The 23078-nt window shown below is 62.7% G+C and carries 19 protein-coding genes; 3 read left to right on the top strand and 16 right to left on the bottom strand.

Translation table 11 applies throughout. The annotated features are described in order from the left end of the window. Positions 1 to 134 precede the first annotated feature (134 nt). Positions 135 to 1589, top strand: a complete 1455-nt coding sequence (locus NKJ15_RS04830; protein ID WP_352469525.1) for a glutamate synthase subunit beta — start codon at positions 135 to 137, stop codon at positions 1587 to 1589. A gap of 22 nt (positions 1590 to 1611) precedes the next feature. Here NKJ15_RS04830 and NKJ15_RS04825 read toward each other — a convergent pair whose 3' ends face one another. After that, positions 1612 to 2859 carry an SGNH/GDSL hydrolase family protein gene (locus NKJ15_RS04825; protein WP_352814358.1) on the bottom strand — a complete coding sequence of 416 codons (1248 nt, stop codon included), beginning with the start codon at positions 2857 to 2859 and terminating at the stop codon, positions 1612 to 1614. A gap of 26 nt (positions 2860 to 2885) precedes the next feature. After that, positions 2886 to 4112: a lytic murein transglycosylase gene (locus NKJ15_RS04820; RefSeq protein WP_352564889.1), complete on the bottom strand. Its 1227-nt coding sequence runs from the start codon at positions 4110 to 4112 to the stop codon at positions 2886 to 2888. Between the two features lie 207 nt (positions 4113 to 4319). On the opposite strand from NKJ15_RS04820, the gene galU reads away from it, so the two are divergent. Then, positions 4320 to 5225, top strand: a complete 906-nt coding sequence (galU, locus tag NKJ15_RS04815) for a UTP--glucose-1-phosphate uridylyltransferase GalU (RefSeq protein WP_352469528.1) — start codon at positions 4320 to 4322, stop codon at positions 5223 to 5225. A gap of 132 nt (positions 5226 to 5357) precedes the next feature. Here galU and NKJ15_RS04810 read toward each other — a convergent pair whose 3' ends face one another. Further along, positions 5358 to 7097, bottom strand: a complete 1740-nt coding sequence (locus NKJ15_RS04810; protein WP_502906866.1) for an outer membrane beta-barrel protein — start codon at positions 7095 to 7097, stop codon at positions 5358 to 5360. Between the two features lie 177 nt (positions 7098 to 7274). On the opposite strand from NKJ15_RS04810, the gene NKJ15_RS04805 reads away from it, so the two are divergent. Next, positions 7275 to 8276, top strand: a complete 1002-nt coding sequence (locus NKJ15_RS04805) for a KpsF/GutQ family sugar-phosphate isomerase (protein ID WP_352539488.1) — start codon at positions 7275 to 7277, stop codon at positions 8274 to 8276. 7 nt (positions 8277 to 8283) lie between these two features. On the opposite strand, the gene NKJ15_RS04800 is transcribed toward NKJ15_RS04805, so the two are convergent. From NKJ15_RS04800 to NKJ15_RS04740, 13 genes are all read right to left on the bottom strand, one after another. Further along, the gene (locus NKJ15_RS04800) at positions 8284 to 8748 is read right to left on the bottom strand and encodes an NfeD family protein (protein ID WP_352682513.1); all 465 of its coding nucleotides are present in this window, start codon (positions 8746 to 8748) and stop codon (positions 8284 to 8286) included. A 10-nt stretch (positions 8749 to 8758) separates the two neighbouring features. Next, on the bottom strand, positions 8759 to 9709 hold the full coding sequence (locus tag NKJ15_RS04795; RefSeq protein WP_352814354.1) for an SPFH domain-containing protein: 951 nt from the start codon (positions 9707 to 9709) through the stop codon (positions 8759 to 8761). 130 nt (positions 9710 to 9839) lie between these two features. Beyond that, the gene (hemH, locus tag NKJ15_RS04790) at positions 9840 to 10904 is read right to left on the bottom strand and encodes a ferrochelatase (protein WP_352814352.1); all 1065 of its coding nucleotides are present in this window, start codon (positions 10902 to 10904) and stop codon (positions 9840 to 9842) included. A gap of 150 nt (positions 10905 to 11054) precedes the next feature. Continuing rightward, the gene (locus NKJ15_RS04785; protein WP_352814350.1) at positions 11055 to 13082 is read right to left on the bottom strand and encodes a 5'-nucleotidase C-terminal domain-containing protein; all 2028 of its coding nucleotides are present in this window, start codon (positions 13080 to 13082) and stop codon (positions 11055 to 11057) included. Positions 13083 to 13378: 296 nt separating this feature from the next. Beyond that, complete coding sequence (omp10, locus tag NKJ15_RS04780) at positions 13379 to 13753, bottom strand: outer membrane lipoprotein Omp10 (RefSeq protein WP_023720183.1); 375 nt, start codon at positions 13751 to 13753, stop codon at positions 13379 to 13381. Positions 13754 to 13940: 187 nt separating this feature from the next. After that, positions 13941 to 15386: a homospermidine synthase gene (locus NKJ15_RS04775; protein WP_352448220.1), complete on the bottom strand. Its 1446-nt coding sequence runs from the start codon at positions 15384 to 15386 to the stop codon at positions 13941 to 13943. A 122-nt stretch (positions 15387 to 15508) separates the two neighbouring features. Continuing rightward, the gene (locus NKJ15_RS04770; protein ID WP_352682519.1) at positions 15509 to 16747 is read right to left on the bottom strand and encodes a hypothetical protein; all 1239 of its coding nucleotides are present in this window, start codon (positions 16745 to 16747) and stop codon (positions 15509 to 15511) included. Continuing rightward, positions 16731 to 17687, bottom strand: coding sequence for a heme-dependent oxidative N-demethylase family protein (locus tag NKJ15_RS04765; RefSeq protein WP_352469535.1), 957 nt, complete (start codon positions 17685 to 17687; stop codon positions 16731 to 16733). Before NKJ15_RS04765 ends, NKJ15_RS04770 begins: the two co-directional genes overlap by 17 nt. Further along, positions 17684 to 17971, bottom strand: coding sequence for a YciI family protein (locus NKJ15_RS04760; RefSeq protein ID WP_352469536.1), 288 nt, complete (start codon positions 17969 to 17971; stop codon positions 17684 to 17686). Before NKJ15_RS04760 ends, NKJ15_RS04765 begins: the two co-directional genes overlap by 4 nt. Before the next feature lie 17 nt (positions 17972 to 17988). Beyond that, positions 17989 to 18651 (bottom strand): aminotransferase class IV family protein, encoded by a 663-nt coding sequence (locus tag NKJ15_RS04755; protein WP_352814347.1) that lies wholly within the window; start codon positions 18649 to 18651, stop codon positions 17989 to 17991. Further along, the gene (locus tag NKJ15_RS04750; RefSeq protein ID WP_352469538.1) at positions 18600 to 19751 is read right to left on the bottom strand and encodes an aminodeoxychorismate synthase component I; all 1152 of its coding nucleotides are present in this window, start codon (positions 19749 to 19751) and stop codon (positions 18600 to 18602) included. Before NKJ15_RS04750 ends, NKJ15_RS04755 begins: the two co-directional genes overlap by 52 nt. Before the next feature lie 156 nt (positions 19752 to 19907). After that, a complete protein-coding gene (locus tag NKJ15_RS04745; RefSeq protein ID WP_352814346.1) occupies positions 19908 to 20705 on the bottom strand; it encodes a helix-hairpin-helix domain-containing protein in 798 nt (265 codons plus the stop codon). 390 nt (positions 20706 to 21095) lie between these two features. Further along, the gene (locus NKJ15_RS04740; protein ID WP_352814344.1) at positions 21096 to 22931 is read right to left on the bottom strand and encodes a M3 family oligoendopeptidase; all 1836 of its coding nucleotides are present in this window, start codon (positions 22929 to 22931) and stop codon (positions 21096 to 21098) included. Positions 22932 to 23078 lie beyond the last annotated feature (147 nt).

The following is a 23078-nucleotide window of genomic DNA, read 5'->3' as shown; positions in this document are numbered from 1 at the left end:
TTGCCGGGAGGCCATGCGTCCCGGCAACCATCTTCATCAACAATCCTGACCTCGGACTGAAGGTTGCCACAGCTGCCTTATGAGGTTAACGGGTGCGTCGCCAGGCGTGCCTTCCGGACAGCAGGGACTGGACTATGGGCAAGGTAACAGGGTTTCTCGAGATCGACCGGCAGGTGCACAAGTACCAGCCGGCTTCCGACCGCATCCGGCATTTCCGCGAGTTCACGCTGCCGATGTCGGACAAGGAGGTCGAGAAACAGGCCGCGCGGTGCATGGATTGCGGCATTCCTTATTGCCATGGACCGACCGGCTGCCCGATCCACAACCAGATCCCGGACTGGAACGACCTCGTCTACAATGGCGACTGGGAAAACGCGATCCGCAACCTGCATTCGACCAACAATTTTCCGGAATTTACCGGCCGCATCTGCCCCGCACCTTGCGAGGAAGCCTGCACGCTGAACCTCGAGGATATTCCGGTCGCCATCAAGACCATCGAGCAGGCCATTGCCGACAAAGCCTATGAAACCGGCCATATCCGGCCCTATCCGCCGGAACGGAAGACCGGCAAGCGCGTCGCGATCATCGGCTCGGGGCCGGCAGGCATGGCGGCTGCCCAGCAACTCGGCCGCGCAGGCCATGACGTTCACGTCTATGAGCGCGAGAGCCGGCCGGGCGGGCTGATGCGCTACGGCATCCCCGATTTCAAGATCGAGAAGCATTATATCGACCGGCGCATCGAGCAGATGCAGGGCGAAGGTGTCAGCTTCCATTGCGGCGTCAATGTCGGCGTCGACAAGCCGGTCGCCGAACTGCTCGCCGAATATGACGCCGTGCTCTATTGCGGCGGCTCCGAAACGCCGCGCCCGGCCAACATCCCGGGCGACGATCTCGACGGCGTGCACGACGCCATGCCGTATCTGGTGCAGCAGAACAAGCGTATCGGCGGCGAGCCGATCCAGTCGGTGGCATGGCCGTCGCGCCCGATCGTCGCCGGCGGCCAGCACGTCGTCGTCGTCGGCGGCGGCGACACTGCCTCAGACTGCGTCGGCACCGCCTTCCGCCAGGGCGCGGTACGCGTCACCCAGCTCGACATCCGGCCGCAGCCGCCGGAAAAGGAGGACAAGCTGTCGGTCTGGCCCTACTGGGCGACCAAGATGCGCACGTCATCGTCGCAGGCCGAAGGCGCCGAGCGCGAATTCCAGGTGGCGACGCTTGAATTCATCGGCGAAGACGGCCAGCTGACCGGGGTCAAATGCTGCGAGGTCGACGAAAAGCGCAAGCCGATCGCGGGCACGGAATTCGTCATCCGCGCCGATCTCGCGTTCATCGCCATCGGCTTTGCCGGGCCAGCCGCTCGCGGGCCGATCTCGGAACTCGACGGGCAGATGAAGATCGTCACCGACAGCCGCCGTTCGAAGAATGTCGAGGCCAATGACCGGGACTACAGGACCAGCGTCGAAAGGCTCTATGCGGCGGGCGACGTGCGGCGCGGCCAGTCGCTGGTCGTCTGGGCGATCCGCGAGGGTCGCCAGGCGGCGCGCGCCATCGACGAGGCGCTGATGGGATCGAGCGTGCTGCCGCGCTGAGCCCGTTCCGAAGAGGTTCTGTTTACTGGCGGATCGCCGTCGTCGTATCGGATGCGGCCGCCGTCGCAGGCTGTGTCTTGGGCGGCCAGGAGAAATCGTCGGCGCGGCCCGGTGAGGCGTCGGGCGCCTTGCCCTCGACGATCAGCCTTTCGCCCGGCAAATTCTTGTCAGCTTTTGCCGGCGGGGCGGCGCCGAGAAGTTCCGAGCCGCCGTCCAGCGCCGGATCGCTGAGCAGCATCGGCACGGTGCGATCGACAGCTATCGGTGCCGCGGCAGGTGCCGGCGCCTCGACGGGAGCGCCGGCCGGGGCAGAAGCCGTCACCACGCTTCCTGGCGCGGCCAGCCCCAGGATCTTCATCAGCGGCTTTTCGGTATAGAAGGCGAGCTTGCGCTTGCCGGCCTTCGACATGTTGATGCCGTCGTCGGTGCGCAGGCGCACCGATTGGCCGTTGATGTCCGGTCCGCTGGTGATGAAGGCGCCGTTCTCGTCGACGAACCCGTCCCAGACGTCGACGAATTCGCCGCCGTGGCTTTCGGCGGACGAGCGGAAGATGTCGTTGAAGGCCAGCATGTCGGAGGTCATTTTCGAGACCCGGAAGGCCGGCATGCCGACCCACAGATACGGCACCTTGGTTGCGGCGATGGCCTTGCCGAACGCATCGGTCCGGCGCTCGTATTCCTTGGTCCAGTTTTCGGATCGCGGCTGCTCGCGTACATCGCCGACGCGCATCTGCTGCCGGTCGTTGGATCCGAGCATGACGACGACGGCTGCCGGTTTTTCGGCAGCGATCAGCGACTTGACCTGTTCTGGCCAGTTGTAGACATCGTCACGCACGAAGCCCGACGATCCGTTGGCACGGACGACGATCCTGACGCCGGTGTTTTCAGCAAACGCGGCGTCGAGCCCCTCAGCCAGCCCAGACGCCATGAAATCGCCGACCACCAGAACGACGCGTGCACCCGGCGCCTTCTCGGCCACTGGGGTTGTCGGCTCGGCCGGCGGCGGCCGGCTAACTGACCGGGGCTTTCTCAGCTTGGGCCTGGGCTTTGTTCTCTGGAATTCTCGCTGGTATTCGGGCGGCGGCTGCTCAAACCGCTCGCTTCTGCGCGGAAACAACAGGTCGCGCAGCGACCAGCCACGACTTTCCGGCTCCTGCGCCATGGCCGCGGTATGAAAGGCACTGGCGCCGCCGACCGCCAGAACGGCGATCGCCAGAACGAGGATCGGCACGCGACGAACGATTAACCGGATGCGCGCAGCCGAAACCAATCACCCTCTCCATCCCGCAACCGGCTCTAGTTCTGCCTGAGCCATTTCAGCACTTCCTTGCTCGGATACCCGTCCTGGGTCAAGCCAGCCTTTGCCTGGAAGGCCATGATGGCGGTTTTCGATCCGTCACCGATCTTGCCGTCGAACTTGCCGTCGTAATAGCCGTGCTCGGAAAGTCGCTTCTGAAGCTCCTGCCTTTCCTCGAAGGAGAGCTTGGTAAACGGTCGCTTCCAGTCCTGCACAAGCCCGCCATAGCCGGCAATTTCGTCGGCAAGAAGGCCCACGGCGAGCGCATATTTGTCGGCATTGTTGTAACGCTTGATGACCGAGAAATTCTTGATCATCAGGAAAGCCGGCCCGCCGCTGCCGCCGGGCAGCTTCAACGTCGCCTTGTCCGCACCGTTCTTGAACGGCTTGCCGTTGGCACGGCTGACCCCCAGCGCCTGCCATTGCGACAGCGACTTTGAGCCTCCGGGCAGCTTCTTGCCGTCCGGAAGGCTGACCTCATAACCCCAGGTCTTGCCTGCCTGCCAGCCGTTCTTCCTCAGCAAATTGGCGGCTGTCGCCAGTGCGTCGGGAATCGAATTCCAGATGTCGCGCTTGCCGTTGCCGTCCATATCGACCGCATAGGACTGGTAGCTGGTGGGGATGAACTGGGTATGGCCCATCGCGCCGGCCCATGAGCCGCTGAGATGGCTTTCGTCGATGTCGCCGGTCTGCAGGATCTTCAGCGCCGCGATCAGCTGGGTGCGGGCAAATTTCGCTCGCTTCGGATCGGCATAACCAAGCGTCGCCAGCGAGCGCACGACATTGCGCATGATATCATCGCGCTTGAGAGTTTCGCCGTAGTTCGATTCCATAGACCAGATGGCCAGCAGGATGTAGCGGTCGACGCCGTATCTTGCCTCGATCCTGTCCAGCCAAGGCTTCCATTTCCTTGCCATCTGCTGGCCGACGGCGACCGACTGGTCATGGACGCGGTTGTCGAAATAATCCCAGGCGGGTGCGGTGAATTCGGGTTGAGTACGGGCCTTTTCCAGTACCACCGGGTCAGCATCGTTGATGCCCTTGAATGCCTGGTCGTAGACGGAGCCGGAAACGCCGCTCGCCACGGCGGTAGCACGGAAGCTGGCGACCCATTGGCGGAAGCCGGCATCGGCAAAAGCCGGCCCGCTGGGCATGAGCAAAGCAAGCGAGAGGCTGGCGGCCGTCAGGACGCTGGTGAAGCGCCTTGCGGCGTTGCGAACGGACATCTTTTCCTCCTTCTTCATCTCAGGAAGACTATTCATCGCCGAACCCGGTTAGCATTTGGTTTACCATAGGTGCCGTGCGGGGTGAAAAGATGCGTCAATGCTTTACCAGCTGAGATTTATGACCCGCCGTTCAGTAATCCTCGATTTCGGCATGAAAATGTCTCGAATCGGGATTGCCGAACAGGCATGCAAATGGATAATTGGCACATGAAGAGAGTTCGCAAGGCAGTGTTCCCGGTTGCCGGTCTCGGCACGCGCTTTCTCCCTGCTACCAAGGCCATTCCCAAGGAAATGCTGACGGTCGTCGACAGGCCGGTCATCCAGTATGTGGTCGATGAGGCGCGCGATGCCGGGATCGAGCATTTCATCTTCGTGACCGGCCGCAACAAGGCGGTCATCGAGGATCACTTCGATGTCCAGTTCGAGCTCTACGACACGCTTGCGCAGCGCGGCAAGGACGACCAGCTCGCCCGCCTTCAGCGGCTGCAACCGGCGCCGGGGCAGACCAGCTTCACCCGCCAGCAGGTACCGCTCGGCCTTGGCCACGCCGTCTGGTGCGCGCGCGAGCTCGTCGGCGACGAGCCCTTTGCGCTGCTGTTGCCCGACATGATCATGCAGTCGGAAAAAAGCTGCATGAAGGACATGGTCGAGCTTTACGCCGAGACCGGCAACAACATCGTCGCCGTGCAGGAATGCGATCCGGCCGAGGCGCACAAATACGGCATTGTCGGCCGCGGCGAGGACGCGCATCACGGTTTCCGCATCACCGGCATGGTGGAAAAACCGAAGACCGGCACGGAGCCGTCGAACCTCTACATCAACGGGCGCTATATCCTGCAACCGGAGATATTCAAGATACTCGAAGGTCAGGAAAAAGGCGCCGGCAACGAGATCCAGCTCACCGATGCAATGCTGAAGCTGCAGAAGCAACAGCCCTTCTACGGCTACCACTACCGCGGGCGGACGTTCGACTGCGGCTCGCCCGAAGGCTTCGTCGAGGCCAACGTTGCCTTCGCACTGTGGCGCAGAGACATGAATGCCAGCATGGCCGGTGTCATTCGCACGCTTCTCGACGAACTCGCGCCGTCAGAACGCCGCGGCATAGCCTTGTAGTTTCAACACCGGTTGCCGCGCTGATCGGCTAAAGCGCGCCGCGTTCGACCGGCCTCATGCGACGCGCTTTAGGTTCTTGTTTTAGGCAAGTCGTTATCGCAAAACCGCTGCACACTTTTGCGCGACATGCATTTAGCGCTGCAACTTCAAGCCGACGAAGATACTGTTGGCCGTGTAGTCGCGCCCAATCAGGTTGCTGGTCAGTTTTTCAGTCCTGGCGCGGGTGGTGAGCCCGGTGTAGCGGTTCAGCCACCACGTCAGCCCAGCCTCGGCGCTCAGCGTCAAATCATGATCGTCGGAGCCGGTATAGTCGCGCCATTCGAGGCCGAGAGCGGCATTTCCGGTCAGGTTGGCGCGGATCTGCCGCTCGCCGGTGAGGCTGCCGGAATAGAGCATATCGCCGCTTTCGCCCGCATTCGTCGTGTTCTCGGCGGTCGTCTGTGCGGTGAGCCCGATCGTGGTGCCGCGTTCCGGCGACCATTTGAGATCGGCATTGACCGTCGCGCCCGAAATAGCCGGCAGGGCATCGTCGTCGATAGCTTCGCGCAGCCAGCCGACCGAGAACTCGCCGGTAAGCTTCTCGCGGAGATCGAGCTCGACGCCGGCCCGTGCGCCAAGCCTGGTCGAGGAGCGCTGGAAGCCGTTTGGATCGACGCGCAAATCATAAGCGCGCCGGCCGATCTCGATTTCGGTGAACGGGGTGATGGCAGGCGAGATCTCGTAACCGGTACGCAAAATGGCCGTGTAGAGCGTCGAGTCGCGGCCCTTCTGCGACAGCGATCCGCCGGACGAAAGCTTGGCGTCGCCAAAGATGTCGTGCTCGACCGCGCCGGTCAGCGCGAAGCGCATCTTGCCGGCATCCTTCTCGACGGCGAGACTGCCGTTCACGGTCTGGCGCACCGGCTGGCCAACGGCGCCGACGACCGCGTCCGGCGCCGAGGCCGATTCGGGCACGGCCTCATAGCCCAGCTTGGCGATGGCGCGCAGATCATTGTCGAGATCGATGTTGAGTGTGCCGTCGACGCGGCCTTGCGCCTCGTGAATGTCATAGCCGGACAAGGTTTCGCGGAAGATGCCATAGCCCTCAACCGTCGCCGAATTCTCCCGCCAGTCGGAGACGGCGTTGAAGCGCAGAGTCGTTTCCGACAGCAAGGCCGGCTTGCCGAGGCTGCTCGAATCGGCGTTTGTCGAAGACGTCAGGCCTTGCTCGAGCGTCGGCCGGATTACGAAAGAGCCGAGCTTGATGCCGGTGGCGGCGAACGGGTCGTCCTCGTTCTTTTTGTTCTGGCCTTCGATGGCTTCGGTGCGCTCGGCGCCGGGGTCGAGCCTGAGCCTCTCGGCGGAATCGATGGTGACGGCACGGCGGTTGACCGTATCCTGCTCGTCTATAGCGGCGGTATCGGTGTCATCGGTCGCCGCCGCGGCTGCAGTCGCGGCTCTCTTGCGCTTCTGGCTGTCAGCGGTCTCGTCTTCGGCGTTGGCCGCATTGGCGGCGCGTGGCGTCGCGCTTGGCCGCCGTCGGGGTGGCGGAGCAGGGTTGTCGGGAAATGGGTCGCCGCTGGCCACTGGTTGATCGAAAGTGCCGCCGGTTGTGGCCGCCTCGCTCGTGCCATCGTCAGGCAACGCCCCTTGGCTGGCCGGGCGATAGGTAGGCAGCGGCGTATTGTCGTTGGCGGTTGCAGCAGCCTGCGCGGCTTGGGTTCCGGCTATGCTCGATTGCCTGATCTTGTACTGCTGTTCGTCCAGGATTGTCGATTCCGAAACCTCGCCGCGCAGCTCGGTTTCCTGGGCGCAAAGCAGTGCCGGCCGCGACAACGCAAAGACACTGGTTGCCAGCAGCAAAGCGCAGACCGCCTTGCCCTTTCGTCCCATTTTGTTTTGAGGCTGAAACCCGGACATCGGCACCACTGCTTGCGCGGCGCACGCGCGCCATACTTACGAAACCGTAAATGGGGATGGTTAACGGAGCGTTGAGGCATGGCCCGTCAGGAGGTTCCGGACGGCAATTCCGTTGGACAGGCGCGCGCCGAAGCGCTAATCGCATCGTCCATGGACGTGAAATCCCCAGACAGGAAGCGGCATGACGGGCAGGCCGCGATTGCCTCGGCGCTGAGAACCGTGGCGACGGAACAGGCCGGCGTCGCGGCACTGGCAGACGCTCTCGAAAACGGGCTGGCCGAGCCGTTCGCACGAGCCGTCGGCATGGTGTCGCAGATCGATGGCCGCGTCATCGTCACCGGGGTCGGCAAAAGCGGCCATATCGGCTCGAAGATCGCCGCAACGCTCGCCTCGACCGGCACGCCGGCCTTTTTCGTCCACCCTGCCGAAGCCAATCACGGCGACCTTGGCATGATCGCCAGAAACGACGCCATAATCGCGCTTTCGTGGTCGGGCGAAAGCCTTGAGCTCAAGGGCATCATCGCCTATTCGAGGCGCTTCTCGATCCCGCTGGTCGCGGTCACCGCGGGTGAAAAATCGGCTCTGGCGCGCGCGGCCGACGTTGTGCTTCTGCTGCCGCGAGCACCGGAAGCCTGCCCGCACGGGCTTGCGCCGACGACCTCGACACTATTGCAAATGGTGATGGGCGATGCGCTGGCCATCGCGCTGCTCGAGGCACGCGGCTTCACCCCGGACCATTTCCGCACGTTCCATCCCGGCGGCCAGCTCGGAGCCAACCTGACGCAGATCCGCGAGATCATGCATGTCGGCGACAGGCTGCCGCTGGTGTCGTCAGGTACCGGCATGCGCGAGGCAATCCTCGAATTGTCGCGCAAGGGGTTTGGCTGCGTGGCCGTGACTGCCGCGGACGGCAAGCTGATCGGCATCATCACCGATGGCGACATCAGGCGCCATATCGGCAGCGATCTCCTGGCAATGAGCGTCGATCAGGTGATGACCAGAGAGCCGAAAATGGCTTCGCCCGACACGCTTGTTGCGACGGCGCTGCAGACAATCAACGACTCGGCTATCACCAGCCTGATGGTGGTCGAAGGCAGGCGGCCGATCGGGCTCGTCCATCTGCACGACCTGCTGCGCATCGGTGCTGCCTAGCGGGCTTCTAGACCGCCTCGACCGTCAGTTCCAGGTCGGTATCAGCGGCGCCCGTCACGCGCACTTGCGTGCCGGCCGGCAGGTCAGGGCCGGAGACGCGCCACAACGTGTCGCCCAGCTTTATGCGGCCGCGCCCGTCCTTGATCGGCTCGGCAAGGGTCGCCGTCCGGCCGACCATCTGTGCGCCGCGACGGTTGAGCAGGGGCTGGTCGGTTTCATCATGGCGCCCGCCCACCAGCCGCTTGCCGACATAGGCCGAGACCAGCGACAGCGCGAGGAAGGCGAGGACCTGGACTTGCCAGGTCCAGAAACCGGCATCCCAGATGAGCAGTGAGACGACGCCGATCAACAGCGCGGCAATGCCGATCCACAGCATGAAAATGCCCGGCGCGATGACCTCCATTACCAGCAGGACGAAGCCGAGGACCATCCAGCTCCACGGGCCGAGTTCGGAAACAATGCGGCCGAGCATGGCTGTGGCCTCAGGTTTCGCTCGGACGAACGACCGGCGGGCGGGCGGCCTGTCGTGCGGCACCGGCGGTGCCTTCGCTTCGGAAAACTTCCTTGGCGATTTCGCCAATACCGCCGAGCGTGCCGATCAGCGATGAGGCCTCCATCGGCATCAGCACGAGCTTGCTGTTTGTCGCTGAGCCGATCCTGGTCAGCGCTTCGGTGTATTTCAGCGCGACGAAGTAGTTGAGCGCCTGCACGTCGCCTTTGGAAATCGCCTCCGACACCACCTGCGTGGCGCGTGCTTCAGCCTCGGCCGAGCGCTCGCGCGCCTCGGCATCGCGGAAGGCGGCTTCCTTGCGGCCTTCGGCCTCCAGGATCTGCGATTGCTTGAGGCCTTCGGCGGCGAGGATCTGCGCGCGCTTATTGCGCTCGGCCATCATCTGTCGGCCCATCGATTCGACGAGATTGGCCGGCGGGTTGATGTCCTTGATCTCGACACGAGTGATCTTGATGCCCCAGGGATGCGCCGCCTCGTCAACGACGCGCAGCAGGCGCTCGTTGATGGCGTCGCGGTTCGACAAAAGTTCGTCGAGGTCCATCGAGCCCATCACGGTGCGGATGTTGGTCATCGTGAGATTGAGAATCGCATTCTGCAGGCCGGAGACCTGGTAGGCGGCCTGCGCCGCGTTGAGCACCTGATAGAAGGCGATGCCATCGACGGCAACGGTGGCATTGTCGCGGGTGATGATCTCCTGCGTCGGTACGTCGAGCACTTGCTCCATCATGTTCATCTTGGCGCCGACGCGGTCGACGAAAGGCACGATCAGGTTGAGGCCTGGGTTCAATGTCCTGGTGTAACGGCCAAAACGTTCGACGGTATAATTATAGCCTTGCGGAATTGTTCGGATGCCCTTGATAAGCACCAGCACGACAAGGGCGACAAGAACAAGAAGCGCGATATCAAAACCACTGAAACCCATTTGGCTCTCCCCTCAAAGGCCGGCTATGTTGGATATTCCACGCGACCGATTCCACCAAACACTTAAGTGTGTTTCAGCAATGTTACAATCAGGTGATCACGGATTGCGGGTGCATAGACGGGTGATCTGTTCAGGCCCAGCCGGACAGCTCGCGCCGCACCATCGCCTCGATCACCGCCATGCCCTCGGCACTGTCGTTGAGGCAAGGGATATGTGCGAACTTTTCGCCGCCGGCATGATGGAAGGTCTCGGACGCTTCCCTGCCGATCTCGTCCAGCGTCTCGATGCAGTCGACGGAAAATCCTGGATTGACGATGGCGACCGATTTCACGCCTTCGCGCCCTAGTCTTTCGACCGTCTTGTCGGTGTAGGGCTGCAGCCACTCCTGCGCGCCGAAGCGCGACTGGAAGGTGGTAATCAGCTTGTTTTCATCCCAGCCGAGCTTTTCGCGCAGCAGTCGGGTCGTCTCGAGGCAATGGGCCTGGTAGGGGTCGCCCTTGTCGGAATAGAGTTTCGGAATGCCGTGATAGGAAGCAATGACAATTTCCGGTTCGAATCCGAGGCTCGCCAGATGCTTTTCGACCGAACGGGCGAGCGCCTCGATATAGGCCGGCTCGTTGTAATAGGGTGGCACGCTGCGAATGGCCGGGGCGCGGCGCATCTTCATCAGCGCGCGAAACAGCTGGTCGTTGGCAGTCGCAGTCGTCGTCGCCGAATATTGCGGATAGAGCGGGAAAGACAGGATGCGGTCGCAGCCTTGCTCGACCAGTCTCTCGGCCACGCTCTCGGTCGAAGGGTTGCCATAGCGCATCGCCCAGTCGACGACGACATTGGGTAGCTCGCCGAGCGCGAGCCCGAGCTTCTCGGCCTGGGCGCGGGTGTAGGTTCGCAGCGGCGACTCGTTGCGCTCCCGGTTCCATATCCTGGCGTAGTTGGCCCCTGATTTCTTCGGCCGGGTGGTGAGGACCACGCCGTAGAGAATCGGATACCAGATCGCCTTGTTGAGCTCGATGACGCGCGGATCGGACAGGAACTCCCGGAGGTAGCGCCACATCGGCTTGAAGCCGGTGCCGTCCGGGGTGCCGAGATTGATCAGCATGACACCGACCTTGCCGGTCCTGACCAGAGGGTGCCCTGCCGACGGCGAGGCGGCAGTCTTCTCGGCTTTGATTTCAGCAGGGTTGGCAAGCGTCATGAGGTTCTCCAACACCGCGAACCAACGGTGCCGCGGCGAAAGTAGCGATGCCGCGCCGGTTTTCAAATGCTGCGTCTGGCCGCACCTTATCCCAGAAATGCAACACCCGCCCGGTCTGCCGGGCGGGTGCATTGCGTTCCTGCGGCCGGATTACTTTGAGGCCGTCGGGATCGTCAAGGTTGCGCCGACCGGAAGGCGGCGTGGCTCGTAGGCTTTGTTGGCATCGGAGATTATTTTCCATTTGGTGCCGTCGCCATAAGCCTTCACCGCGAGATCCCAATAGGTATCGCCGGCGACGATTACATGGCTGCTTTCGGCCGGTGCCGGCTCAGCCGGAGCAGGGGTCGCCGGAGCCGGTGTGGCAGGAGCCGCAGGTGCCGCCGGCTGGGCCGGCTCGGCGGGTGCGGGTGCCGGCGCTGTTTCAGCCGGGACGGCCGGCGGCGTCTTGGAAATGTCGCCGGAGCCGGCCGGCATTTCGGGCATTGCCGGCTCAACGGGCTTTGCCGGCGCAGCCTCAGCAGGTTTTGGCGGTTCGGCAGGGTTGGCAGGTTCTGCGGCCGGGGCCACGGTCGCGGCGATCTCGGTGATGCGGCCGTCGAGCTTCGGCGTATAGGGCCGGTGCGCGCCCAGGTAGTCGGCGACGACCTGTTCCAGCCCCGGGCCGTAATCATAGGCGTTCTTGGCCTTCTCGGCGAACACCTTGTAGCCGTCGCCGCCCTGGCGGACATAGTTGTTGGTGGCGACCAGGTAATCCTTGTCCGGCTTAATCGGCGTCCAGGCGCCGCCTTCCATGACCTCGACCGATTTGACGCGTGCGTTAGGCGGCGCCGATTTGTCGAACGCATATTTCAGGCCGGCAACCTGCGGGAAGCGCCCGGCGCCGTCCTCGACCTGGCTGAGGCCGCTTTCGAGGCCGCCAACCAAATCCTTGCCGGAGATCTGGAAGGTCGCCAGCGTGTTCTGAAACGGCAGGACGGTGAGAACCTCGCCCATGGTGACGGTGCCCTGGTCGATGGAGGCGCGCAAGCCGCCGCCATTCGAGATGACGATCTCGACACCTTGGCCCTTGACCCGGTCGAGGACGGCGTCGGAGACCAGATTGCCCATCTCGCATTCGCGGGCGCGGCAGTTTTCGCGACTGCCGTCGATCGCCTTGGTGGTCTCGGCGACTTCCTTGTTCTTCAAGGCCTCGATCGGCGCGCCGAGTTCCTTGATGCGGGCAAGCACGGCGGGGTCGGGCGTGATCGATTTGTCGAGATGGATGGGATCGCCGCTGGCCTCCTTGACGACGCCGTTGTCGTCGAACACGACCTTGAACTCGCCGAGATATTTCGAATAGGACGCCGCCTGGACGACCGGCACTTTGTAGCCGTCCGGATTGTCGACCATCGTCGGATAAGGGCCTTCCGCCTTGGGGTCGGTGTTGGACAGCAGCGAATGGCTGTGGCCGCCGACCACCACGTCGACGCCCGGGATCTTGGCGATCACGTCGCGCTCGCGCTTGTAGCCGATATGGGTCACCGCGATGATCTTGTTGACGCCCTCTCGCTTCAGTTTCTCGACCTCAGCGGTGATCGACTTGACGTCGTCTTCGATGGCAATATTCGGGCCAGGGGTGGCAAGCTCCGGCGTGTCGTTGGTGACCGCGCCGACGATCCCGATCTTCTGGCCGCCGACCTCGACCACGATCGACGGCTTGACGCGGTCGCCGAGCTTGGATTGCGCACTGGCCTTCACATTGGCGCCGAGCACCGGAAACTGGATCATGTCGAGAAACGGCGCCAGCGCCGACTCGCCATCGTCGAACTCATGGTTGCCGAGAGCCTCGGCATCGAATTTCATCTGGTTGAGGAATTCGCCTTCGGTCTTGCCTTTGTAGGTCGTGTAGAAGAGCGAGCCCTGGAAATTGTCGCCGGCGCTGAGCAGCAGCACGTTCTGGCCTTCCAGCTTCTTGCGCTCCTGCGCGATCGCGGTGACCAGGCGGGCGGCGCCGCCGACGCATTCGCCCTTGGTCTCCTCCTCGGCCGAGCAGGTCGATTCGTACTTGTTGTTGCTCTCGATGCGGCTATGCCAGTCGTTGATGTGCAGGATGTTGACCGTGTAGTCGGCAAAGGATACCCCTGCCGACAGGCCAAGCGCCGATGCCGACAGCGCGGCGATGGCAGCAATCTTCTTCATTCTCGTCTCCCGGATAACTTGAGTACAGCGCCGCGCGTCATTTGGGACGCGCAAAGGACGCTGTACCAATTTTTATTTTGCGCATGATCCTTTCCGAAAATCGACTCCGATTTTCGGGGTCATGCGCAGAGGCGTTTAACGCTCTTGTTTGACTGGGATGTAACAGCCCTCTTGGGCTATGTTCACATCGCGTTTCAGTCGATGCAAGCAGAAATCGGCATCAGCTTTGCCGGCGTAAAAAGAAGACGGCGGCTTGAAGCCGCCGCCCTTGTGCAAAGTAAATTCGGAATCGGATTTCAGGTGCGCCTGGTCAGCACAAAATTCTGCCCGCTCGCGCTGGTGCAATTGAGCTGGCTGGTGGAGACCATCAGGCAGTTGAAGCTGATCGGCGTCTGGCGGATCAGCGACGTGCCATGGATCTCGACCGAGGTGCCGCCGGTCATGGTGTAGCTGCCATCGGCAAGCTTCTGGCCGGTGTCGGTTGCGACGGTCGCGAAGCTGCCGCCCTTGAAGGTCGACAAGCCCGTGCCCTGCGCGTCGATCCAGGAGCCTTCAACCCCCTTGGCCGTGATCACCGGCGGCTCGCCTGGGCCGGTTGTCGTGCAGGCCGCCAACGCGACCGTAGCGGCCGCGGCAATGCCAGCCGAAAGCAGTCTTTGCGCAATCGTCATCTTCAAGATCCTCTCCTCTCGCATCGGCCCGAAAATCGATCCGATTTTCGGAAAGCACGATGCGCACATTCAAAGTGCTAGAGCGTACTTTGTGCGTCCAAATGGACGCACGTGGCTCTAGGCCGCCCCTCTTCAATCGCCCGATTTCCGGGCGATTGCAAGCTGGCCGAGTGTCGAGGCAACGCTGCTATCGAACGAGGATGTTGCGGAATTGCCACGGGTCTTTGGTATCGAGATCCTCGGGAAACAGACCAGGCCGATTGTCGAGCGGTGTCCAGTCGGTATAATAGCTCCTGACCGGCCCGAGATAGGGGCCCTGCACGTCGAGGCAGCGCTTGTAATCCATCTCGTCGGCCTCGACGATGCCGGCCTCGGGATTTTCCAGCGCCCAGACCATGCCGGCCAGCACCGCCGACGTGACCTGCATGCCGGTGGCGTTCTGATAGGGCGCCAGCTTGCGCGCCTCGGCCAGCGACAGCTGCGAGCCGTACCAGTAGGCGTTCTTGGCGTGGCCGTAGAGCAGCACGCCGAGTTCGTCGACGCCATCGACCAGTTCATTTTCGTCGAGCACGTGATGCACGGGCTGAGCCTTGCCGGCGACACCGAACATCTCGTGCAGCGACAGCACTGCGTCGTTGCAGGGATGATAGGCGTAATGGCAGGTCGGCCGGTATTGCACCTTGCCCTTCTTGCCGCGCAGCGTGAAAAAATCGGCAATCGAGATCGCTTCGTTGTGTGTCACCAGGAAACCGTATTGCGGGCCGGGCGTCGGACACCACGTGCGCACGCGTGTATTGGCGCCGGGCTGCTCCAGATAGATCGCGGCCTTCGAACCGTTCTTGTGGCTTTTGGCGTTCTTCGGCATCCACGCCTCATGCGTGCCCCAGCCGAGCTCGGCCGGCTGCAGCCCTTCCGAAATGAAGCCTTCGACCGACCAGGTGTTCCAGAACACGTTCATCGGCTTGGGCTTCTTGGTGCGCTGGGTGTCGCGCTCGGCGATATGGATGCCCTTGACGCCGGCCTTCTTCATCAGCCTGGCCCAGCCTTCGCGATCGTGCTGCGCGGGTTCCGAGAAGTCGAGGCCAAGATCTGTGGCGAGATTGACCAGTGCCTGCTTGACGAACCACGAGACCATGCCCGGATTGGCGCCGCAGCACGAGATCGCCGTGGTGCCGCCCGGGTTCTTCGCGATTTCAGTACGTACGGTCTCGCGCAGCGCATAGTTGGTGCGTGAGGCGTTGTCGGCCTTCTCGTCGAAATAAAAGCCGAGCCAGGGTTCGACCACCGTGTCGATATAGAGGACGCCAAGCTTGCGGCAGAGCTTCATCAGCTCAAGCGAGGAAGTGTCGACCGACAGGTTGACGCAAAAGCCCTGGCCGCCGCCATTGGTCAAAAGTGGTGTCAGCAGCTTCTTGTAGTTCTTTTTGGTCACCGCATCCTGCATGAAAGTGATGCCGCGCTCGTCGAGCAATTTACGGTCGGTGTCGCGCGGGTCGATGACCGTCATGCGCGACTTGTCGAATTTGAAATGGCGCTCGATCAGCGGCAGCGTTCCCCGTCCGATCGAGCCGAAGCCGATCATCACTACAGGGCCGGTGATCTCACCGTAAACGGGCCAGTTTTCATTCGCCATTTATCGATTACTCCCTCAAAAAACGCTTCGGAACAGCGGCTTGGCCGCGGCGCGACAAACCATAGATCATTGTCACAATAAAGCGAAAAGCGGACGGCCGGCCTCACGCCGCGCCATCCCGGCTACGGCTCGACTAGTCTTGCGAATGCAGGCTCGAAGAGGTCACGTGCCTCGGAGACCGGCAGTTCCAGCAGATCGTCGGCGCAGGCCTGGATGGCATGCGGCAGGGTCTGGAGCCCGAAAACCAGAACCTGCTTGTCGCCCTCACGCCAGAGGCTGACCGCTAGATATTCGCCGATGAGATCGTCCATGCCGCATTCGGCTTCGTGATCGATATCGGTCTGATCGATCGGTTTCTTGCGCCGCTGCTTGACGAAGGAGGCCAGGGAAGGACCGGGCTTGCCATCCACCGTATCCGAGAAAATGTCCTGAAGGCCAAGCAGGACGCCGCGCCGCACATCCATGATGTAGGCGTCCGAATAGTTGGTCGGATGCGCTCCGCCGCAGAAGATGCTGCCGGACTCCCGCCAGCTCATCAGCCGCGGAGTCAGCGACGTCACTTCGAATGTGCTGTCCTCATAGCCGCCGAGCGTGCCGCCGTTCATACCGTCAATTGGCCCGCCTTCGTCGAAACCGGCATATTGCGCCGCCACGCAGCCCAGTGCGCCGATGTTTGCGCGCCAGTGCCTCTCTTGCAGCAGAGCATTCGCGGCCTCGATCGGAACGTCGCCGGACAGTTCGACAATGCGCGGCGTGGCAAACCTGGTGCGGGGGTCGACGACATAGCGGTAGGTTGCGTCCGGCCAACCAGTCGTCTTGCCGTTATCGAGCTGAGTGTCCATCCGCAGATAGTCATAAGGGGACGTTTCCATAGTGAGCGGCGTGTCATTGGCGAAGAACTTCATGAAGCTGAAATCGTAGAGATCGAGCGGGGTGCTGGGCTCGTTCCCGGTCACTTGCCGACTTGCGACCCGTTCCAATCTGAGCGGCAGCGCCTTCTTTCCGTTCCAGCTGCCTTCAAGGGTCTTGCCGTTACTGGATGAGGCCAGGCGCCACACGGCGGCAATCGGCGCGGCCTTTCCGTCATCGCAATTGTCGGTGCCGCATGCCTCCTCCTCGGCCAGTTCGAACTTGCTGCCCCTTTGAGACCGGGCCTGCAGCGGGATGTCAACGCCCTTCGAGCGGTAGAAATAGCGGCCGGCCAGCGGGCCGCCGGGCGCCGCGGGGTCGCCGGTGAATTCGACGACGATATCGGCCTTTCCAAGCTTGCCGGCATAAGTCACCGGCTCCGCCTCGGCTGCTGTCGACAGTACCAGGATCGCGGCCATGAACGTGACCGGCCTGCTAAGATGCTGGATCATTGTTCCCCCCAGCGATCATTTTCAGTGTTCCCACCAGCCGGTCACGGTCGGCGGTCATCCCCTTGTAGTCGAGTTGTGCCTCGTCCAGCGCCAGAAGTTGTTCGGCCAAGGACGCCGCGAGCGCCGCGCGGTCGGGGTGGCGTTCCAGCACGGCGAGCGGGTCGAGATGGATGCGGATGGTGAAGAGTACGTCGCCCGAAACGGGGAGCTTTCTCAGCGTCTGCCGCTCGACGCGGATAAAGGCATGGGCGTCGATGTCGCCATCCGGGAATCTCGACGGGCGACTGCTGGCGCGGTCGATGCGTTCGAGGTTGGAGAGCGGATGGTAGAGTGCGTCGCCCGCCTGGATCGACCAGTTGTAGCGCTCGACGGCTTGGCCCTGGAGGCCGTCGAACATGCGGTTGATGAGATCGGCCGGGCGTGTGCCCGGGCCGAAACCCGGTACCGGCGCGTGGATCTGCTGCAGCGGCTTGCCGAATTTTTCGATCAGCGACCATGACGACGGGAAGCAGAGCGAGCCGGCCGCCAGACGCCAGCCGCTCTCGTCGCGACGCATCAGGATCAAATCCTCCTGGACGAGCAACGAGGCCGCGACAAGCGGCGCATCGCTGAAAGAAGCTGAGGTGCCTGAGCCCTCGAGATTGTCGATGCCGCCGATCACCTCGATCGCATTGTCGGTACGCCTGTGGGTCTCAGGAAAGTTCGCCGCCAGATGCGCACCGAGCAGATCGAGCACTTCGCGCTGAGCGTCGCGCGTTGTTTGCTCCTCGACAAAAACCTTGCCGGGAATTTCCGCATAAAGCCGGCGTTTCTCGGCAAGATAGGGCAGCAGATATTCGTCGACCTCGATCCAGCTATCGAGATTGAGCGGCTTCAGCCCGATGGTGAACAGTTTCGACGAGCCGTCATAGGGTGTGTGGGTCGGCGGGCGGAAGCTCATGCCTCTTTGTAGGCTTCCAGTGCGGCGGCGGCCATTCTCGCCGTGAATTCGGTGATTTCGTAATCGGCGGCACCTGCCTTGGCGAAGGGATCGTCCGCCAGTCTGGCTTCGAGCACTTCGCGTGGACCACGCGCGATGATGATGCCGCCGGTCCTTGGCCGCTTTGGCCCGGAGGCGACAAAGATACCTTGCGCATAGCAGGCCTTCAGCCACTCGACATGCGCTTGCTGCAGGCGGTCGATCTCGGTCAGCGGCACCTTGTAGTTCAGCGAAACCACGAACATTGTTGTCTCCAGATGCTTCAGCCCAGCCGCGCCGGGATCAATCCGCGCAGCGAGTTGCCGACGAACAGCGCCTTGGCCGATTTCAGTTCGTTCCACGTGTAGACCGCTTCACCGGCGCGGCCTTGATCCAGCAGTTCGCCGCGCAGGACGCCAGGCAGCAGGCCGCAATCGAGCCGCGGCGTGGCCAGCACGCCGTCGCCGAAATCGGCAAAGACATTGGTGATCGTGCCCTCGCAGATTTCGCCGCGCTCATTGGCGAGCAGCACCTCGTCGGCGCGCCCGGCGAGATATTCGGCGCGCGCGCGCGTATAGGTTTGTCGGCGGCTGGTCTTGTGGCGCAGCAGCATATCGCTCGAATCAAGCCGCACGCGCGCCAGCTGCAGGGTCCAGACCTTGTCTGCGGCGAGCGGCTCGTAGGGCTGCACCGACACCGCCATTTCGCCCTTGCGCGACAGGACGAGGCGGGCGCGCAACGCGATCTGTTGGTGGCCGACCGCATTCATCAGCGCTTCGCCGACCCTTGTCGGATCGCAGGCGAAACCGAGTTCGCTTGCCGAGCCGTAAAGCCGCGCGAGATGGCGGTCGAAACGGAGGAAACCCGAGCCGGGTTCCCAGCGCATTGTTTCGATCAGTTCGAAATCGGCAGTGTTCCCGTCGCGAAACGGGCTTTCAGCAGACACTCCTGGTACTCCTCTTCGGCTGTCGAATCGAAGACGACGCCACCGCCGACATTGTAGACCGCCTCGCCATTGGCAAAGAGCGAGATGGTGCGGATCGCCACCGAAAAGCGCATCCGGCCGCCGGGCGCGATCCAGCCTATGGCGCCGCAATAGACATCGCGCGGGCCACTTTCCAGCTCGCGCAGGATCTCCATGGCGCGGATCTTCGGTGCGCCGGTAATCGAGCCGCAGGGGAACAGCGCGGCGAAAATCTGATGGATGGCGAGGCCGGGCAAGAGTTTCGCCCGCACGCGGCTCACCATCTGGTGGACGGTCGGGTAGCTCTCGATGCGGAAAAGCTCCGGCACATCGAGCGTGCCAACCTCGCTGATCAGTGAGATGTCGTTGCGCAGGAGATCGACGATCATCCGGTTCTCGGCCTGGTTCTTCTCGTCGTTGCGCAAGAACGCTTTCAGGCGATCGTCCTCGGCTTTTGTTGCGCCGCGCGGCGCGGTGCCCTTCATCGGATGCGTCTCGATCATGCCTTCCGCGTCCACCTCGAAGAACAGTTCGGGCGAACGCGACAAGACGATCGGATCGCCGAGCGCGACCAGCGCCCCATACTTCACCGGCTGGCGTTCGGTCAGCGCGTTGAAGGCGACCAGCGGGTCGCCCGACCACTGCGCATGGACCGGAAAGGTCAGATTGCCCTGGTAGCAGTCGCCCTTGCGGATGTGGTCATGCAGCCTGGCAAAGCGTTTGGCGTAGTCGTCCGAAGACCAGGCTGCCTTGGCGTCGAAGATTGGGCCGTTGCTGGCCGGCGGATCGCCTGGCGCGACCGTCTGCTCGACCGGCGCATCGAACACGCCGAGGCAAAAAAGCGGGGCGCGGCGGCCGGCCGGCAGCAGCGGAACGAGCTTGGGTTCGAGCAGGTAACCGGCCTCGTAGGAGAAATAACCGGCCAGCCATTTGCCGCCGTCATGTGCAGCCTGCGCGGCTTCCAGCGCCGGCAAAAAATCCGCCTCGCCATGCGCTGCGATTAACTCGGCCGGCCGGTCGAAAACGAGCTGCCGCGCGGTCTCGTCGTTCCTGAAAATTGCAAAGGGCAGGGGCAGGGACATAAGGCTCGGATGCTGCGGTCACCAGCGATCGATCTATATGGGGGCTCGACCGTGCGCAATCGAGGGAACGGCGTCCCAAGACGCAAAGGCGCGGCGGCAAAAACAAAAGCGGCGCCAGAGGGCGCCGCCTTGTTCCAGATGCCGCCTTGCGATGGATCAGGTGTTGCTGGCTTCTCCCGCGGTCGGGAAGCGGCGCGCAAATTCCTTTTCGTCGCCGGCGGCAAGCAGTTTCGCCTGCTCGATCCAGCGTTCACGTTCGATACGGCCGTCGAAATTCAACGTCGCCTCGATCCGCTTGACATCGTCGGGCGTCCAGGCGGCGATCTGGGCATAGGTCGTGACCCCAAGCCCTTTGAGCAGCCGCTCGTTGGTGGGGCCGATGCCGATCAGGCGACGCAGGTCGTTGGCTTTGCCTGGGGCAATAGCTGTTGCCCTGCCGGTCGCGGCTTTCTTTGCCGCCGGCGCGGCCTTGCTTGCCGCCGGCGCAGCCTTGCTTGCCGTCGGCGCGGCGCTCGCTTTCGATGCAGGCGGTTTCGGCGTTGTCGTTTTCGCGGCACTTGCGCGTGGCGCGGTCGCGGCCTTCACCGTTGCAGATTTCTTCGGCGCCGGTTTGGCTGGTGCGGATGTCGAAATCAGGGTTGACGGCGCCTGCATCGCCGCCTTGGTCGCACCGGCATTGGCGGCTGGCGCCTTGGCTGTTGCCGCCTTCGCGGTTGGCGCCTGGGTGGTTTTCGCCTCGCCCAGCCGGCGTTCGAGATCGGCGCGGGCGCGGCCGCATGCATCCAACTCACCGGTCAGACGGTCGCTGTCGGCCCGCAATCTGTCGCGTTCGCTGCGCGTGCGGTCTAGATCGCCGCGCAAACTGTCGAGTTCGCCACGCAGGCGTCCCCAAATGAACCAGCCAACCAACACACCTACCAGGAACGCCAGGAGCATGTAGAAAAAAGTGCCCATTGTCTTTCTCTCTCCAGTCCGATCCGTCCGCCCTGGCCTGTAGAGCCATGACCTCGGCGAAGGACCATTCGATGGTGGTTCCGCAATTTGCAGAACAGCCGGCTTCGATCGAGCTGTCGGCGACCGGTTTGCCCCTGGCCAACAACCGTTGTCGCATCCGCCGACACGCCATGGCCGGTCGGGATTTTCCGACCGGATCCATTCGTGCCCGGCTGAGCTTGAGGGCGGACGCTATCATACAGCTTACGGGAATCTAACGGAAAACTTCCATGGAAAGATATTTAAGAACAAATAACCAAGACAAGAATAGACCATCGCCAATATGCGTTGCTGCTAAACTGTTCTGGAAAACCCGGTCATCCGGTGTTGCGCATCGCCCAGTGTTGCGCATCACTTGTCCAGTGTTTCCAGCTCGTCGATCAGTCCGCTGATCACGCCAAGCCCGATCTGCCAGAAGGCAGGGTCGGCCGCGTCGAGGCCGAACGGCGCTAGAAGCTCGGAATGATGCTTGGTGCCGCCGGCGCGCAGCATGGCAAAATATTTCTCCTGAAAGCCGCGCTCGGCGTTCTGGTAGACCGCGTAGAGCGAGTTCACCAGGCAATCGCCGAATGCGTAGGCATAGACGTAGAAAGGCGAGTGGATGAAGTGCGGGATATAGGTCCAGAAAACCTCGTACCCTTCGCGCAGCTTGATCGCCGGCCCGAGGCTTTCCGCCTGCACTTCCAACCAGAACTGGCCGAGCTTGTCGGAGGTCAGTTCGCCGCTCCTGCGCTCGGCATGCACCTTGCGCTCGAACTCGTAGAAGGCGATCTGGCGCACGACCGTGTTGATCATGTCCTCGACCTTCTGGGCGAGCATGGCCTTGCGTTCGCGCTTGTCGGTGGTCTGCTCGAGCAGCGAGCGGAAGGTCAGCATTTCGCCAAACACCGATGCGGTTTCGGCCAGCGTCAGCGGCGTCGATGCCATCAGGGCGCCCTGGCCGCCGGCCAGCACCTGGTGCACGCCGTGGCCGAGTTCGTGCGCCAGCGTCATCACATCGCGCGGCTTGCCCATGTAGTTGAGCAGCACATAGGGATGCGCCGAAGGCACGGTCGGATGGGCGAAGGCGCCAGGCGACTTGCCGGGTCTCACCGGTGCATCGATCCAGTTGCGGTCGAAGAAAGTTCTGGCGATCTCCGCCATGTCGGGCGAAAAGCGCTGGTAGGCGGAAAGCACGGTGTTCTTGGCCTCGTCCCAGCCGATGACCGCCTGTGGGGTCTCGGGCAATGGCGCATTGCGGTCCCAGTGGTTCATCACCTCCATGCCGAGCCAGCGCGCCTTCATCGCGTAATAGCGATGCGACAGGCGTGGATAGGCGTCGCGAACCGCGGCGGCGAGCGCATCCACCACGCTGCGTTCGACGCGGTTGGCGAGATGGCGGGAATCGGCAATGTCCTCGAAGCCGCGCCAGCGGTCGGAGATCTCCTTGTCCTTGGCCAGCGTGTTGGTGACCAGTGTAAAGACGCGCAGATTCTTGCGGAAGGTCGTGGCCAGCGCCTCGGACGCCCGGCGGCGCACCTCGCCGTCGGCGTCCTGCAGGCGATTGAGCGCCGGCTCAAGCGTCAGCTCCTCGCCGTCGACGTCGAAACGCAAATCGGTCATCGTCTCGTCGAACAAGCGGTTCCAGGCCCCGCGCCCGGTGATCGATTTTTCATGGAAGAGCTGCTCTATGCGGTCTTCGAGCTGATAGGGCTTATCCTTGCGCAGATCGAGCACCCAGGGCCGGTAATGGGCGAAGGCCGGATCGGCGGCGAGTGCGGTTTCGATCGCACCATCGTCGATGAGATTCAGCTCGAGCGCGAAAAACAGCAGGTGCGCGCTGGCATCGGTCATCTTTTCCTGGATGTCGCCATAGAGCTTGGCGCGCTGCGGATCCGACGTGTTGCCGGCATAGACAAGCCCGGCATAGGAGACGATGCGGCCGATCAGCTCCTCCAGCACTTCATAGACCTGAAGCGCCTCGCCAAGCCTGCCGGCGCCGCCACGCCCGGCCTCGGCGGCGAGCGTGCCTTTCCAACGGCTCTCGAAGGCGATGGTATCGGCGGCGGCCTTGGCGATGTCGCGCTTCAACTCGGGCGCCTCCATGCCCGAATAGAGATCGGCTAGATTCCATTCCGGCAGGTCGCCAAGCTCCGCCACGCCCTGACCGGGCGCCGCCGCCAGCTTTCGAGCAAAAACCATGCGCATTGCCGATCCTTCCAGACACAAAAATTCGAGGAAACGAGAAGCCGGTCAAATCCTAAGGAATTCATTCACCGGGTTTTTTGAAAGCTTATTTAGAACCCTGTGCCAAGATGATCCATAGGGCGCATTCTCGGGCGGGCACGGTCGGAT

The sequence above is a fragment of the Mesorhizobium sp. M0207 genome (genome assembly GCF_040321995.1).
GTDB lineage: Bacteria > Pseudomonadota > Alphaproteobacteria > Rhizobiales > Rhizobiaceae > Mesorhizobium.
The sequence above is the reverse complement of the archived record's forward strand: the minus strand, read 5'-3'. Positions and strand labels throughout refer to the sequence as shown.